The organism is Methylosarcina fibrata AML-C10 (assembly GCF_000372865.1).
In the GTDB taxonomy this organism is placed as follows: Bacteria; Pseudomonadota; Gammaproteobacteria; order Methylococcales; family Methylomonadaceae; genus Methylosarcina; species Methylosarcina fibrata.
This window is the reverse complement of sequence record NZ_KB889965.1, coordinates 405248-420951: the sequence shown is the minus strand read 5'-3', so window position 1 is coordinate 420951 and position 15704 is coordinate 405248. Positions and strand designations below refer to the sequence as shown.

The following is a 15704-nucleotide window of genomic DNA, read 5'->3' as shown; positions in this document are numbered from 1 at the left end:
CCGTAGGACTTGGGGCGATTCGGCTCTTCTTTCGGACAGCGGCTCGAAATCTCAAGCAATGCATGGAACGGATTGAATGTAGGAAGCATTTGCTTTAGACTCACTTCCGAGCCCGATGCAGGCCGGCGTATGCTGTCTGATTCTTCAGATGTGGACCCGGAGATACCATCGGGCTCCGCCATTTCTATAGTTTTTCAAGACGTCCCGCTCGAAGGGACAGCCGCAGGTTTAAGACAGCAGGGAGCTTGACACAATAGACCGCCTTCCCGTACTCTTTCGATGCCCTGCAACCATCAGGGCCGGGCGTCGAAACCCGTTTTTACTTGGCGATGAGCGCCGCAACCCTTGCGGCTTTTTTATGCACGTCATTCAGCGCGGCGGTTTGCCGTGTGTCCTGTTATGGCGGGCTTATTTGGGCAGCGTTCGGCGCTGGCCGTTCCAAGTAGCGGTTTTCGACCCCATTTAAGTCCGTCCCCCATGCCGTCGAAAACATGGGCGGCGGTTCATCCTAATACTTGGAGTTACCGCAATGACTAAACCCACGCCAGAGAACAATCTATTCCCGCATCGTTTCGATGTGACTCAAGCCCATGATGCTCTTTACGTTCAGGATGCCTTCAACCTGACCGCCTGCCATGCTCATGGGGTATTAAACTCGCTGTTTTTCCAATTCGAAGGCGACGGCAGAATGAGTGACGAAAACATTCAGGAAACCATCGATGCCGTCCTCTTCATGATCGACGATATGAAAGCCATTATCAGAGCGCACTTTGACGCAAGCAAGGCCGGCAAGGAAGATGCTCAATGAATAGAAACGTTTCTACCACCGCCAACGCTTTGCGCAGATTATGGGATAATGCCGTCGACACGCTGCCACCTGATCAATTGAAATGGTTCGACGGCTTGAACGAGTTTGCGAAAATGGAAGCCGAAAACATATCCGAAAGTCTGGACGCGCTGGCCGTCATGTTCAACAGCACCGAAAAAAGCGCACTGCCGACCGAGAGCGCCACGGCTGTGATGTTATGGAGTCTGTCTTATCAGATCGATACGATAGCCGCATTGATCGAAATTGCCGGCGACGCAGCGCATTACCGGGAGACCGAAAGGCGACCGACTTCCGAAGTTCCCCCTATGCATCCCCACCGCCGATAGGTAAAAACTACCGCAACCCAAAGCCCGGCCAGTCCGGGCTTTTTTATGCCTGGCGTTTTTATCCTGCCGGCCCCCCGCGGGGTGCCAGTGGTGAAACGCAAGGATTTGGCAGCGCTATCGATGAGGAAGTATCCCGCCACTGCCGATGCTCAGCGTGTTTTGGAACACGCTGCCGACGGCCTCAACGTCCGAAACGATGGCGGGCATAAGGGCACTATAAACCAAAAGCCGGAAGGATTCAAAACCGTTAAAACAGAACGGTAAAGGTTTTTACTCTCCGGATGATCGAACCATCGCCTTGTTGCAATCCCCGATGCTTCGACTTTCCTGCACGAGACTAGACCGAAATCAGCAGGGCTTTTTGTGCCTGGCGTTTTAACCTGCCCGGACACCATGCCCATGCTGGCGCTGATCGGATCGGGGCAATGCAGTGATATGCTACTTTCAGGAAACAACACCTATAGCAAATATCATGCCGTCTTGTAATGCACGTCTGACTTGTCTTTCATAGAGTTGGCACGAAATCATGCTAAGGAATTTATTATGCTCCAGATAGGAAACAATCGACCGGGCCACTGCATGGGGGAATGCCGGAACCGGTAGGAATTGCGGGAGTGAGATGGATGGCGGCGATGAAATCGCTTTTTGGGGGTAGCCTTAACCGACTGACGGTAACTTTGATGGTAACATTGAAATTACAAAAACGATAAACATTGAAAATAAAGGCGTTCAACGGATTTTTCGGTAGTCGCCGCCTCCACCAATTCAAAAAGAAAACCCGCCCAATAACCGCATCCGGTTATTGGGCGGGTTTTCTTTTTCTGCGTATTGTCAGCGATTTGCGTCGCTTTTATGCACAGGATGTACGGTATGCCGTGGGCGTAGGGATGCGCAGAAGCGGCGCGTGTCGATATTACCACCCAAATCACACCCGTCTCGGGAAATCCGTCGTACACCGTTTCTCCTTCGATGGAAAAATCTCCGCATTGCGCTACGCCCTCGGCTTCGCGTCCTGACGTACCGGCCTCGTGGCTATTATTCCCTCCGGGTCGTACCCTCATTCTCCGGGTCTCGTCCGGTTTCTTACATTTTTTCCGGCAGCCACTACACGGCGATCAGATGAATAGGGGCGTTTGAATGCCGCAAAGCAAAGGACGTGCGAGAGCAGCCTTCGGCAAACTGGTTGATACTCTTCATGACTTGTCCCCGAAGCGTTGGCGGAGAGGGATTCCGTCAAACAAGTCGTTGATGCTCGTGATCGATCGCTCCTTATTGTGGGTTATTCCCTAACTTACTGTGTCGGGACCGGCCGTAAAAAATCTCGGCCGCACCTCTCACCGATCAATCGGCCAAGCTGACTTGCGACACATGGCGTCGATTGAATTCGCATATATTCGGCTTGAATCGGCAAAGATCGTTTGACTTCGCACGAATACCCTTTGTATATTTGATTTTTAACCTGGGAGAGGCGCGTCCAGCGATCGCCCATTTCGCCTCTGGCGGGACGTGGCCGCAAACCAAAACGCCTGCGGAGTTTTGAGCATGAACGAGATGGAAGACCGCTGGTTGTCGATAACCGAGATCTGCAAATACCTCGGGGTCAGCAACGACACCGTGTACAAATGGATCGACAGACATGGCATGCCCGCGCACCGCATGGGCCGCCTCTGGAAGTTCAAGAAAAGCCAGGTGGACGCCTGGATCGAGTCCGGCGGCGCGGCGGAACCCGGCAACAGCAGCCCCGGCGGCAAACAATAAGGAATGAAGACTTCATGAATCTGACCGAACTTCTCGCCACGCTTGAAGCGCCCATCGTGGTGCGCCCCACCCGGCGCATGACCCAGAGCGAGCTGGAGAGTTATCTCGACAAGGCCGCCGACATCCTGCGCGGCAACGCCGACCATTCCGAATTTCGCGGTTATGTGTTCGCCCTGCTGTTCTACAAGCGCATCAACGACTGCTACGAGGAGGAGGTCCGCACCCAGGCCGAAACCCTGATCAAGGCGGGCGTGCCCCAGGAGCAGGCGCTGCAACTGGCCCGCGATCCGCAGAACCACCATTTCATCGTCCCCGAGGCGGCGGACTGGACCAAGGTCGCCCGCACCGCCAAGGGCCAACTCGGCCAGGCGCTGAACGACGCCATGCTCGCCATCGAGCGGGCCAACGCTCACCGGCAGAACAATTTCGACGGCATCCTCACCGGCAAGATCGATTTCAACAAGCAGGACGAACTGCCCCGCGACAAGCTGGTCAACCTGATCAACCATTTCGGCAGCCAGACCTTCGACCGCGCCCACGTTTCCGACGATCTGTTCGGCAACGCCTACGAGTACCTGATCCGCAACTTCGCCAGCAAGGCGGGTAAATCCAGCGGCGAGTTCTACACCCCGGCCGAGGTGGGCTTTCTGATGTCCGAGATGCTGGAGCCGAAAGCAGGCATGAGCATCTGCGACTGGGCCAGCGGCTCCGGCGGCCTGTTGCTCCAGTGCATCCGCTACGTGAAGAAGCACGGCGGCGACGTGCGCCGGCTTTTTCTGCACGGCCAGGAGTCCAACGTCGCCACCTACAACATCTCGCGCATCAACATGATCCTGCACGGCGTGCCGGTGTGGGAGCACAAGCAGGGCGATAGTTTGCGCGACCCGCGCCACCTGACTTCCGCCAACCGCCTCAAGCAGTTCGACCGCATCATCATGAATCCCCCTTTCTCGCTGGAGGACTGGGGCCACGACACGGTGGCAAGCGGTGACAAATTCGGCCGCCTCGCCTTCGGCATGCCGCCCGCCTCCAACGGCGACTGGGCCTGGCTGCAGCAGATCGCCAAATCGCTGAAGGACCTCGACCCGGAAACCGGCGAGTCCGGCAAGGGGATGGTGGTCATGTCCCAGGGCGTGCTGTTTCGCGGCCAGCCGGAACAGACCGAGGAAGAGGACGGCCAGAACCAGAAGGCCGATGCCGAATACGTGATCCGGCGCGGCTTCGTGGAGGCGGACCTGATCGAATGCATCGTGGTGCTGCCTTCCAAGCTCTTTTACGGCAACGGCGTGCCCGCCTGCCTGCTGCTCTTGAACAAGAACAAACCGGAGGCGCGCAAGGGCAAGACTCTGATGATCTGGGCCTCGCGCCACTTCCAGAAAGCCAACCCGCAGAACCTGCTGCGCCCCTCGGACCTGATGCGCATCCTGGTGCCCTGGCGTGCCTTCGGCGACCTGGCGCAGGCCAAGGCCCTGGTGGACAGCCACGCCGCGCAACTGATCCGCGAGGTGGAGGAGCACCGCGACCAGCGCCTGGCCGACGTCGAGGACGCCTTCGGCCCGGTGCTCGCGCCGCTGGCCAAGCTCATGGCCGAACGGGCCGAACTCGACGCGCTGGATCTGAAGGTGAAAGCCGTGGACGAGGCGGTATCATCCGAACATAAATGGTTTCATCCCCTCGCCCCACTCAAGACCGACGCCCCTCTCCCCCCGGGAGAGGGGCCGGGGACGAGGACCGACAAGACCGCGTACGCCGCTGCCCGCAAGCAGCTCGTTGACGCCATCAAGACGCATCTGAAGCAGCTTAACAAGGCGATCAAGGAGCTGAACAAGCTGCAGGAAGAGCGCGACAGCCGCGAGCAGGAGATCCGCCTCGCCGCCGAGCGCGAGATCGCCCACCTGAACGAGGCCGCCGGCGACCTGCGCCGCATCTGCAACGATCCCATTGAGGCGCGGCGCTATTTCGCCCTGGTGGACCAGGCCGAGATCGAGGAGAACGAGTTCAACCTCAATCTGCCGCGTTACGTGGATACCTTTGAGCCGGAGGTGGTGGTGCCGTTGCCGGATGCGGTGAGAAATTTGAGAATTTCACGAGATGAATCTGCTGCTGTCCTGTCGCAGCTCGATGAACTGTTGGCAGGGCTGCAATAATGAGTGTTAAGAGCTGGCCAAGATGGGCAGATATGCCTGAGTTTCATGAGTTGCCCAATGGTTGGTCTATTAACAGACTTACCGACCATATTAATGTTGTCGCCGGTCAATCGCCACCTTCTGAGACATACAACGATAAAGGCGTTGGAATGCCTTTTCTCCAAGGCTGTACGGAATTTGGCGACGAAATTCCGATAACAAAATTCTGGTGTACGGCACCAAACAAAATTGCCCCAACAAATTCAACCCTGATGAGCGTACGCGCTCCCGTTGGTGAACTGAACAGGGCGGATCAGGCTTATGCGATTGGGCGTGGACTTGCCGCTTTGGTTGCCAAAGGAATGAACCCTGATTTTCTCTATTACGGCTTGCATCGGTGGAAGGAGTCTTTTCAACGGCTGGGGCAGGGTTCGACATTTGAGGCAATAACCGCAAGACAACTCAAGCAGGTCATCGTTGCCGCGCCAACCGACCCCAACGAACAACGCCGCATTGCCGCCGCGCTGAAGCTGGCCGACGATGCCATCGCCAAGGCCAAGGCCGAGTTGGAGGCGACGCGGGAGTTGAAACGGTCATTGACTGCGGAACTGCTCCAGCCTCCCAAAGGTGCAGGCTGGGACAAAACCACCTTTGCGTCTCTTGTTAATGAAAAAATAAGAAATGGATATTCCCCTACGTGCCCTCAAGACCCGACTGGGGCTTGGGTCTTGGGGTTGGATGCGCTGACTGATGACGGTTTCAACCAGCAAGGGATAAAGCCTGCACCGATCGAGGACGAGGGTTTATTACCCTTTAAGCTAGTTGTAGACGATATTCTGGTGAGCCGGTCAAACACCCCCGAGCTTGTGGGCCGGTCAGGCCGATATATCGGCAATCCCGAAATTGCTTACTACCCTGATTTGATGATGAGGATTCGCGTTAATCGTGATCTTGTTTCCCCTGAATTTGCGGAAATGCTTCTGCAAAGCTCCAATGCAAGGCGTTGGTTGAAGTCGAGAGCTAGTGGTACCAGTGGCAGCATGGTGAAGATCAAACGCAGAGACATCATGTCTCTGCCTGTCTTGCTCCCTGGCACTACCAAGCAAAACGAAATAGTCGAAACTGTTTCCGCTGCGAAAGAGGCAGTTATATCTGCTGAAAACAAGTTGATAGCCCTCCAACAAGTCAAAAAATCCCTGCTGCAAAACCTGCTCACCGGCAAAATCCGCGTTCCGCCCGGTGTTATACTTTCTGAACACCCACAAGGAGAATAATCATGCAACCCATCCGCCAAATATTCGAAGACGCGCCCGACGCCATCCCCGTACCCGAAGAGATGCGCCACCGTCGCGTCGAATTCATACTCTGGCCGCTGGACGAAGCTGACTTGGAAGCGTCGGCCCGCAGCCGCCCCCGCTTCAACATTGCCGATGTGGATGTGATCGATACCCCTTCAAGGGAGCAGCGCAATATCAGACGCCAAATTTAGGAGACCGTTATGAATACATACAAAACATACGTACAGATCGACGCCTCTGGCCGAGTAGTGCTGGAGGGGCTGCCCTTTCCCGAGGGCTCGCTGCTAGAGGTGCTGGTGGTGGATCAGACTCACCAACCCAAGGAGCGGGTCGAAAGCTGGCAGGCTTTGATGCGCCATGTACAGAGCTTGCCGCAGGCCAAGAGTATCACCGACGAAGAAATCGCCGCCGAGATCGAGGCTCAGCGGAGCGGACAATAATGCGGGTGATAATCGACACCAATGTCCTGGTGTCAGCGGTGATCCGTGATCGCCTGCCGGAACGGGTTCTGCTCTGGTGCCTGGGTAATCCGGATGTAGAATGGCTGGTCACACCGGCCGTGATGGCCGAGTACAGCACGGTGATTCAGAGGCCCAAATTCGCGCTCCCCAGAGCAACGGTGACCTGGTGGCTGGAATTACTCGCTGCGGATACCCGCATCATTCAGCCGACAGTCGTGCTTGACTTTCCGCGTGACCGGAACGATGCGCCATTTCTGATCTGTGCTGCCTCGGGCAAGGCGGATTACCTGATTACCGGGGATGGCGATTTCGGCGAGGCGCAGGCGCTGCTGCAAACACGAATTGTCAGCGTGAGGCAATTCGCCGAGGCTGTCGCGCCTCAAACACTGGGCAACGCATAGACAAGGAGACGCGCCATGACGGAACCCGGTTTTACGGACACCCATTGCGTCGAAAAGCCGCCCACTCCCTATGCCGTCACACGACTGTTCAACGAGGAGACGACCGTCGAGCGGGAGATCATCGAGCATCTGCAAGCCCCGGCGCTGGGCTGGACCTACCGCTCCCGGGAAGAGCTGTCCGAGCTGCGCCCGGACGAGCGCGAGGTGCTATTGCTGCCGCTTTTGCGGGAGAAGCTCAAACAGCTCAACAACACCATCCTCACCGATGAAGCCCGGGTGGACGCCATCATCACCAAGCTGCGCGCCTGCCGCGACAATCGGCAGTGGCTGGCCTGGCTGCGCAGCGGCGTCAATTACAAATTTGATCCTGCCGAAAACGCCCAGGACGTGCGGCTGATCGACTTCGACCATCCCGACGCCAATGCGTGGTGGGTGACCAATCAGTTTCCGGTGGAGGGCAACTCGCCCCGGCGGCCGGATATTGTCCTTTTGATCAACGGCATTCCGGTGGTGGTGATCGAGGCCAAGACCGCCAGCCGCAACAAGCCCGATTGGCGCGAGGGGGCCAGGCAGCTCGGAATGTATTCGGAAGAAATCGACCAGCTCTTCTACACCAACGCCTACGGCGTGGGCGTGAACGAGACCCGCATGATGTACGGCGTGCCGGGGCGGCGCCTGCAATTCTGGCTGCAATGGCGCGATCCCTGGCCGCACGGCATCGACGAGTTCGACGAGATGAAGGTCTCGCTCTACGGCCTGTTCGACCGGGCCAACATGCTCGACTTCATCCGCCACTTCATCGTCTTCGTCACCAAGGACGGCAAGACCGACAAGGTGGTGGTGCGCTACCAGCAGTACCTGGCGGTGAAGGACATCCTCGGCCGCGCCACCGACCTGACCCTGCCGCCGGAAAAACGTCGAGGGCTGATCTGGCACACGCAAGGCTCGGGCAAGACGCTGACCATGATCTACGCCGCCCGCAGCCTGTGGGAGGACCCGAAGCTGAACCAGCCCACGGTGATCCTGCTGGTGGACCGGGAGCAGCTCGGCGACCAGATGGACCGCGAGCTGATGGCTACCGGCACCGAAAACGTTCAAGTGGCGGCCAGCAAGCGCGACCTGGAGGCGAAGCTTTCGGGCGACTACCGCGGGGTAATCCTCACCACCGTGCACCTGTTCGATGGGATGCCCAAGCACGTCACCAAACAGCGCCGGAACGTCATCGTCATGGCCGACGAGGCGCACCGCACCCAGGAGCGGGAACTGGGCACCTACATGCGCGCGGCAGTAGACGGGGCCTCGCTGTTCGGTTTTACCGGCACCCCCATCGAGAAGGACGACCACAACACCCCGGTGGCCTGGGGTCAGGTGAAGGACGACGGCACCATCGAGCGCTACATGGGCCGCCCCTACACCGTCACCGACGCCCTGCGCGACGGCGTGGTCAAGCCGATTCACTGGCAGCCGCGCAAGACCGATTGGCAGCTCTACGGGGCCAAGCTCGATCTCGCCTTCAAGCGCGAATTCGGTCACCTGCCCGAGGCGGAGCAGAACAAGTTGGTGAACCAGTCGTCCACCCTGGATGTGCTGCTGAAATTGCCCAAACGGATCGAACAGATCGCCGACGACGCGGTGGCCCACTTCAATGAGCATGTGCGCCCCAACGGCTTCAAGGCAATGCTGGTCTCTAAAGACAAGGAGACGGTGCGGTTGTACACCGAGGCCCTGCGGGCGCGGCTGGGAGATGAGGCGGTGATGGCGGTGATCTCCGAAGCGCCCAAGGACGACCCGGACGCGGTGAAGGCGCTCTATCTCGGCGAGGCCGGGCGCAAGAAGCTGCTCAACGAGTTCCTGATCCCTTCCCAATCCGAACAGCCGGAACACCAGGACAAGGCGCTACGCAAGGTGGAGCTGCTGGTGGTCTGCGACATGCTGCTGACCGGCTTCGACGCCCCCATCCTGCAGGCGCTGTATCTGGACAAGAGTCTGCGCGACCACACGCTGCTGCAGACCATCGCCCGGGTGAACCGCCCCTACAACGAGCTGAAGGGGCATGGCCTGGTGCTCGATTACTACGGCATCTTCGACCACCTGAACGAGGCGCTCAACTACCGTCCCGAGGAGCTGGGCGACGTCGCCTTTCCTTTCGAGCGCATCCGCGAGCACTTCCGCCGACAGTTCGATACCCTGTGGGCGCTCTTCCCCGAAGAGACGGTGCCGCGTGACGGGTCGCACGAGACCTTCATCGCCGCCATGAAGATCCTGCGCGACGAGGAAGGCGCGGAAAAAAGCTTCGATACCGGCTACCGCAACCTGCGCGTGCTCTACGAGGCGCTGCAACCGGACGAACAGTTGCGCGATTATGTGCGCCCCTACGCCTGGTTGACCAAACTTTACATGCTCTACCGCAAGAAGTTCTATCCCGACGCGGCCCTGGAGGCGACGGAACAGGATGCCGCTCGTACCAAGGAACTGATCCGCCGGCACATCGACGTGGAAGAACTGGAAAAAGCGTTCCCTACCTACGTACTGGACGAGCATTTCCTGACCAAGCTCAAGGACAAGAAGCACGATGCCAAGGCGTTGGACATCGAGGCAATGCTCACCGCCGAGCTACGCATCCGTCTGGATCAGGACGAGTCTTTCCGGCCGCTGTCAGAAAAATTGCAACGCATCATCGACGAAAAGCGGGCCGGGACGCTTGCGGGCATCGCGCTGATCGAGGAACTGGAATCCCTCACAGAGGCGGTGCGCTCAGCCGTGGATGAAGCCAAGCGCCCCATCGGTCAGCAACTCGCGCTGAAGATCAAGGCCCGCAACGTCGCCCTGACTGAGACCCAGGCCGCCGAGGTGGCCGCCGCCATCCTGGAAGAGGCCGATCAGCACTGCTTCCCCGGCTGGTGGAATGTAAGTTCAATCGACCCGGAACTCTCCAAGGCCCTGCTCCTGCTGCTCGCGCAACGCTTTTCCGCGCTGGGGCTGCTGGCGGGCGACGCCATGGAGTTCATCGGCCAACTGGTGCAGGTGCTCAAGCGCAAGCACTACAATCCGGAGGGCAAGGACGCGTAAATGAACCGACACGCCCGACTCGACCTGCCTGACGGACGGCAACTCGACTACGAGATCCGCCCTTCCGCCAAGGCCCGCAGCTTGCGCCTGAAGATGACGGCGCGGGAGGGACTGACGGTGATCGCGCCCAAAGGGCTCGACGAGCGGCAGGTGATCGAATTGGTGACCGGCAAGAGGGACTGGATCGCGGCGAAACTCGGCCAGTTCGAGGAGGTCCGGCATCTGCTGGTCGATAAGCCAGCCGCCCGGCCCGAGTCGTTTGACCTGCCCGCACTGGCGGAAACCTGGAGGGTGGAATACCAAATCACCAAGAGCCAAACCGTCGGGGCGCGCACCGACCGACAGGGGCGCATCCTGGTCTATGGCGCGGTAACGGACGGTGAACGCTGCAAGGCCGCCCTGCGCCGCTGGCTGGCCAGGCGCGCCAAGGAAACATTGATGCCGTGGCTGGAATCCATGGCGGCCGAAAGCGGCATGCGTTTCAGCCGGGTCATTATCAAAAACCAGCGCACCCGCTGGGGTAGCTGCTCGACCGGCGGCGTGATCAGCCTGAACGCCAAGCTGCTGTTTCTGCCGCCCCAAATGGTCCGCTATGTCTTGATGCACGAGCTGTGTCACACCCTGGAGCGCAACCATACCAGCCGCTTCTGGACCCACCTGCGCCAGTTCGAGCCGCAAACCGACCTGCTGCACGGCCGGATGCGGGATGCGTGGAAACAGGTGCCTGCGTGGGCGCACCCGGTGCAGGCTGGCAGGGAGGGTGTTTGATGAAGAACGTAATTTTGCCCAAAGGCGTTACCGGTAGCCGCAGAAGTACCGGACACCGTCGACGTTATGGCAACAATGACTGGAGAGAGGAATTATGCTGAAACAATTACGAATACAAAACTTCAAGGGCTGGAAGGATACCGGCAGCATTCGCATGGCTCCGATCTCCCTGTTCTTTGGCGCCAACAGCTCGGGCAAGTCCAGCATCGGCCAGTTTCTGATGATGCTAAAGCAGACCGTTGAGTCGCCGGACAGAAAGGCGGTTTTCTATCCGGGCGGCAAGAACTCGGCGGTTCAGCTCGGTTCCTACCAGGAGATGGTCTTTCACCGCGATCCGGAAAACAAAATCGTCTTCGACTATCGGTGGTCATTGCCGGAAATGCTGAAGTTCAAAGATCCGGTATCCGGCCAGGTCTTTTCCGGCGACAACCTTGCCTTTCATGCCGAGGTCGGCCTGGGGGATAAGGACCAGCACACACTGGTGCTTGATCAACTGAAATATGAGCTTCTGGAAGAAGAGGAATCCAGGCTATCCATCGGCATGGAGCGTAAATCGGACGCCAAGTCTGAGTACAAGGTTGATGCGACCAATTACACGCTGAAACGCAAGCAGGGGCGGGTTTGGTATCCCGGCGCACCGGTCCGGTTTTACGGCTTCCCTGATGAGGTGGTTGCCTATCACCAGAACGCGGATTTCGTCCAGGCGTTGAACCTGCGCCATGAAAAGCTCTACCGATCACTCTGTTATCTTGGACCGCTGCGCACCAAGACCGAGCGTCTGTATTCATGGACCGGCATGGAGCCTGAAAGTGTCGGCTATGCGGGGGAAAATACCGTCGCGGCGATTCTCGCGGCGCGGAACCGGAAAATCAGCCTATTCAAGCCGGGGGCAAAACGAGCATCTCCAGCCAAGCCATTCGAGGAGATCATTGCCCTCAAGCTCAAGGAAATGGGACTGATCGAGGAATTCAAGGTCAACCCGATATCGGAGCAACGGCAGGAGTACGAGGTCAAGGTTCGCACCAAGGGATCAAGGGACTGGGTCGATCTTCCGGACGTCGGTTTTGGCATATCCCAGGTACTTCCGGTTCTGGTGCAGTGTTTCTACGCCCCGGCAGGGTCGATCATCCTCATGGAGCAGCCTGAGATCCACCTGCATCCGAGCGCGCAATCGGCGCTGGCCGACGTGATGATCGATGTCGTCAACTCCCGGGAAAACGGATCAGACAGGGATGTTCAATTGATTATCGAAACCCATTCGGAGCATTTTCTGCGCCGCCTGCAGCGCCGTATCGCCGAAGATGCACTCCCGCAAGAAAAAGTATCGGCCTATTTCGCCAATATCGCCAAGACGCCCGCGACCCTGGAGCCGTTGCAAATCGATATCTTCGGCAACATCCGGAACTGGCCGGAGAACTTCTTCGGCGATGAAATGGGCGACATCACCGAGCAGGCCAAGGCCGCCATGAAGAAGCGCATGCAAAAAACCGAAAAGTAGGAACCATCTGAATGAGCCTGCCGAAAAAATGTCTGGTCGATACCAACGTGCCGAAGACGGCCAATCTCGCCACCTTGATGCAGTACACCTGCCCATCCATGTTAACATGCGACCGACCCGGGGAAGCTTGCGACAAAGCTGCGACACGGTTTGTGACAACGAGCTGTGACAAAGCTATGACAAGGACTGTGACATCCTGGGGGATCTTGGCGGCGACAGAACGAGATTTTTTAAAAGGCATCATATGAAACAAATGAAACCGTTTGCTGGAAAATGGCGCATAGCCGAGATGGAAATGTGGGACCAGGATTACGTCAACATGGAGGTGCCGGGATACATCCAGATCGGCTCGGATGGAACCGGACAGTTTCAGTTTGGGCTGGTCTCCGGGGATATCGATGGACGCATGGAACCATACGGCGTTGCGTCACGTTTTGAGTTCTCCTGGTCCGGACAGGATGAAAACGATCCGGTCTGCGGCCGGGGTTGGGCCATCATCGAAAATGATGAGCTGAAAGGACGCATTTATCTGCATCTAGCCGATGACTCGGCCTTTCGGGCCATCAAGGATAAATAACGGGACCTATGAGAAAATCGTGCAAGAAAAAAACCAACCTGGAGCGATCTCAAACGCCAGCTTGCCGACCTCGACCGACCGGCGCTGCTCGGCCTGATTCAGGATCTTTACACCGCCAGCAAGAATAATCAGGCCTTTCTCCATGCCCGGTTCGCCCTGGGCGAGGATGTTCTCGAACCATACAAGGCCACCATCGACCGCTGGGTTTGTCCGGATGTGATGCGCAATCAGGATATTTCGGTCGCCAAGGCCAAGAAGGCGATCTCCGATTATAAAAAAGCTATCGGGCGTCCGGATGGACTGGCGGAGCTGGCGGTGTTCTATTGCGAATCCTGCATGAACCTGCTTGGCTACTGTGGCATGGATGACGAGGGTTACTTCAACGCCCTGGTGCGCATGTTCGAGCAGGCACTGAAGGCGATTGTTGCGCTTAAGCCAGACCAGCAGGCTTCCTTTGTCGTGCGGCTCGAGCGCGTCCGGAGCGAAGGGCACAACTGGGGCTGGGGCGATGACATGGATGATCTCGTGGCGGAGTATGGATTTGCCGAAGAGTGATCAGGGGCTGAATGAACAGCACGAGCCATGGAGAGCCTTATTCTGGGTAACAGCTCAAACATCAAATAAGACGAGCTGATATTTTAGGTTTACGGCTCCATCTCCAGAAGAAACCGCCAGATGAAAAACATGGAGAGTGCCGGCACCCGCAGGAATTGTTTCTTCGGGAAGCGTTCTTTATATTTACCGAATTCCGGTTCTCTTATAAACAAGTTAAACAACCTGCCGCGACATAATGCCGCGCGACAAACTGCCGCATTTTTAATTTTTCAAGGTCAAGCTAGAATCGCTTTATCGTAAAGATTGACCACTTTAACGCTTATTCATTGAGGAAATTATGCTTATTATTGACGAACAGGATTTTTTATCGATTCAACAGCTTGATCTGGAGAACAAGCTGTTTTCGCCGACCGCGAAGTTATTCGGTCAAGTCCGTTTTCAAGTGAATGAATTGTATCGGGACATTCAAAATAACCTGATTGAGGCCCACAGCGCGGTGGCTTCCTCCGCCAAGCAAGTCTACGATCAGCCGCTGCCGACCTTGACCGCCTGGTATGAACAAGCCAAAAACAGCGGCACCGCTTTATTGAACGAAACTCAAACTCATGTGCTGCCGGTTTACCAGGACATGCTGGCCAAGTGGTCCACCGGCAAAGCCCATGCCCTTCAGCATGTTCGAAACTTCTGGGAGCATCCGGAACAGACGACTTTTACCGCATTAGAGCCCGTGATTCGCCACGCCGCGGCGGCTTCCGCACAGGCCGGGCAAACGGTAAGGCTTTTTCTGGACAATCCCGAACAGTTTACGGCGGCCGCGCTGGCTCCGGTAACGTCTTACCTTACCTCGTTTACCGAGGACTCGAAAGTCGTTCTGATCAACACTTACCATGCGTTGACGGATCTGTTCGATTTATTGACGTCGCAGCCTTTGGCGACGTTACAGGCCACCTACTACAATACTTTGTCGGCCTTGCTGGATGTTTATTTCAACGTCATTTCGTCGTTTCTGACGATGGCGTGACCGATTTAATTCTCCGGACACGGCCCCTTTTCCAAAAAACGGCAGTACGGCGGATAAATTTTATTTTATCCGCCCGACTTTAACAGGAGAACGTTCATCAGGATCGGAAAAAAGTCTAAAATAGAATCAATGTAAATCTGCTTTGCAACTGAAGTACAGAGTGGATCATGTTTCTATTTAATACCGACAGGGAAATAAAAATGTTCCGAAAAACTGTGGTAATTGGATTTTTCTTGTTCGCCTTCACGAAATTTTGTTACGGAGAAATGAACGTCATCGAGCTCGAAGATGGAACTGAAGTCAAAGTCATCACCACGCGAGTACCCAATGGTAAAAATAAAGATGCCACTCTGAATGGAAATAATCCGGACGCCACAAATTATTCTTATAGAAATGGATATGGCCCGACTATTTATTTAAGTCCGAACGTCGGCTATCCTCCTCGGGGCCGGCATGATCCTGATCATCGCCGTCCTCATCACGATGGCTATAAACCCGATAGAGGCTACAGGCCCTTTACCGGTTACGATTCCTACAGCGCCTATCCTCCTGATGTCGGCTCCGATTTCGATCCAGACCGGCGTTAAATTTTCAGCAATCCCACGAAGTGCAACCCGCCGGGGTGCACTTTCAAAGAACAGAACGCTAAAAACCTCCGGCCCATTTTCCTGTCATGTATAAACTGAGCTTTTACGTGCCGGAATCCCACCTCGAACCGGTCAAAGACGCCCTATTCGCCGCAGGCGCAGGACGCTATCAAGCTTACGATCAATGCTGCTGGCAAGTGCCGGGCCAGGGCCAGTTCCGGCCGTTGGAACACAGCCGGCCCTATCTGGGCCAGCCGCATCGGCTGGAAAAAGTGAAAGAATACAAAGTGGAAATGATCTGCGAGGATGCCGTGATCCAGGATGCGGTGCGAGCCCTGCTGAACACTCACCCTTACGAACAGCCGGCTTATGAGATTTATAAGATACTGACGGCTTTAGATATTTAACGATTTATATTTATTATTAAAAC

18 protein-coding genes are annotated in these 15704 nt (G+C 56.7%); 16 read left to right on the top strand and 2 right to left on the bottom strand.

The window, feature by feature from the left end:
• Positions 1–529: 529 nt before the first annotated feature.
• Both A3OW_RS0102100 and A3OW_RS0102095 read left to right on the top strand, forming a co-directional pair.
• A complete protein-coding gene (locus tag A3OW_RS0102100; protein WP_157385768.1) occupies positions 530–808 on the top strand; it encodes a hypothetical protein in 279 nt (92 codons plus the stop codon).
• The gene (locus A3OW_RS0102095; protein ID WP_020561780.1) at positions 805–1155 is read left to right on the top strand and encodes a hypothetical protein; all 351 of its coding nucleotides are present in this window, start codon (positions 805–807) and stop codon (positions 1153–1155) included. The genes A3OW_RS0102100 and A3OW_RS0102095 overlap by 4 nt, the downstream gene beginning before the upstream one ends.
• A 695-nt stretch (positions 1156–1850) precedes the next feature.
• Here A3OW_RS0102095 and A3OW_RS0102085 read toward each other — a convergent pair.
• Positions 1851–2216, bottom strand: a complete 366-nt coding sequence (locus A3OW_RS0102085; RefSeq protein WP_020561778.1) for a hypothetical protein — start codon at positions 2214–2216, stop codon at positions 1851–1853.
• A 481-nt stretch (positions 2217–2697) separates the two neighbouring features.
• On the opposite strand from A3OW_RS0102085, the gene A3OW_RS0102080 reads away from it, so the two are divergent.
• The 10 genes from A3OW_RS0102080 (at position 2698) to A3OW_RS0102030 (ending at position 13111) form a co-directional block, all read left to right on the top strand.
• Positions 2698–2913 carry a helix-turn-helix domain-containing protein gene (locus tag A3OW_RS0102080; RefSeq protein ID WP_020561777.1) on the top strand — a complete coding sequence of 72 codons (216 nt, stop codon included), beginning with the start codon at positions 2698–2700 and terminating at the stop codon, positions 2911–2913.
• 14 nt (positions 2914–2927) lie between these two features.
• Positions 2928–5060 (top strand): type I restriction-modification system subunit M, encoded by a 2133-nt coding sequence (locus A3OW_RS0102075; RefSeq protein ID WP_020561776.1) that lies wholly within the window; start codon positions 2928–2930, stop codon positions 5058–5060.
• A 32-nt stretch (positions 5061–5092) separates the two neighbouring features.
• The gene (locus A3OW_RS26180; RefSeq protein ID WP_157385767.1) at positions 5093–6313 is read left to right on the top strand and encodes a restriction endonuclease subunit S; all 1221 of its coding nucleotides are present in this window, start codon (positions 5093–5095) and stop codon (positions 6311–6313) included.
• Between the two features lie 2 nt (positions 6314–6315).
• Positions 6316–6528 (top strand): hypothetical protein, encoded by a 213-nt coding sequence (locus tag A3OW_RS0102065; RefSeq protein ID WP_020561774.1) that lies wholly within the window; start codon positions 6316–6318, stop codon positions 6526–6528.
• A gap of 9 nt (positions 6529–6537) precedes the next feature.
• On the top strand, positions 6538–6777 hold the full coding sequence (locus A3OW_RS0102060; RefSeq protein ID WP_020561773.1) for a hypothetical protein: 240 nt from the start codon (positions 6538–6540) through the stop codon (positions 6775–6777).
• Positions 6777–7199: a putative toxin-antitoxin system toxin component, PIN family gene (locus A3OW_RS0102055; RefSeq protein ID WP_020561772.1), complete on the top strand. Its 423-nt coding sequence runs from the start codon at positions 6777–6779 to the stop codon at positions 7197–7199. The genes A3OW_RS0102060 and A3OW_RS0102055 overlap by 1 nt, the downstream gene beginning before the upstream one ends.
• Before the next feature lie 15 nt (positions 7200–7214).
• Entirely contained in the window at positions 7215–10268 is a 3054-nt protein-coding gene (locus A3OW_RS0102050) for a type I restriction endonuclease subunit R (protein WP_020561771.1), read from the top strand.
• Positions 10269–11036 carry a M48 family metallopeptidase gene (locus A3OW_RS0102045; RefSeq protein ID WP_020561770.1) on the top strand — a complete coding sequence of 256 codons (768 nt, stop codon included), beginning with the start codon at positions 10269–10271 and terminating at the stop codon, positions 11034–11036.
• Positions 11037–11130: 94 nt separating this feature from the next.
• Positions 11131–12534, top strand: coding sequence for an AAA family ATPase (locus A3OW_RS0102040; protein ID WP_020561769.1), 1404 nt, complete (start codon positions 11131–11133; stop codon positions 12532–12534).
• 253 nt (positions 12535–12787) lie between these two features.
• Positions 12788–13111: a hypothetical protein gene (locus A3OW_RS0102030; protein ID WP_198291276.1), complete on the top strand. Its 324-nt coding sequence runs from the start codon at positions 12788–12790 to the stop codon at positions 13109–13111.
• Positions 13112–13117: 6 nt separating this feature from the next.
• On the opposite strand, the gene A3OW_RS28155 is transcribed toward A3OW_RS0102030, so the two are convergent.
• Positions 13118–13255, bottom strand: coding sequence for a hypothetical protein (locus A3OW_RS28155; protein WP_020561766.1), 138 nt, complete (start codon positions 13253–13255; stop codon positions 13118–13120).
• Between the two features lie 75 nt (positions 13256–13330).
• Between A3OW_RS28155 and A3OW_RS28150 the strand changes: the two genes are divergently transcribed.
• The 4 genes from A3OW_RS28150 (at position 13331) to A3OW_RS0102005 (ending at position 15681) form a co-directional block, all read left to right on the top strand.
• Complete coding sequence (locus A3OW_RS28150; protein WP_020561765.1) at positions 13331–13666, top strand: hypothetical protein; 336 nt, start codon at positions 13331–13333, stop codon at positions 13664–13666.
• A gap of 337 nt (positions 13667–14003) precedes the next feature.
• The gene (locus tag A3OW_RS0102015) at positions 14004–14687 is read left to right on the top strand and encodes a hypothetical protein (protein ID WP_020561764.1); all 684 of its coding nucleotides are present in this window, start codon (positions 14004–14006) and stop codon (positions 14685–14687) included.
• 167 nt (positions 14688–14854) lie between these two features.
• Positions 14855–15274, top strand: coding sequence for a hypothetical protein (locus A3OW_RS0102010; protein WP_020561763.1), 420 nt, complete (start codon positions 14855–14857; stop codon positions 15272–15274).
• Between the two features lie 107 nt (positions 15275–15381).
• On the top strand, positions 15382–15681 hold the full coding sequence (locus A3OW_RS0102005; protein ID WP_232422312.1) for an NGG1p interacting factor NIF3: 300 nt from the start codon (positions 15382–15384) through the stop codon (positions 15679–15681).
• Positions 15682–15704: the final 23 nt, after the last annotated feature.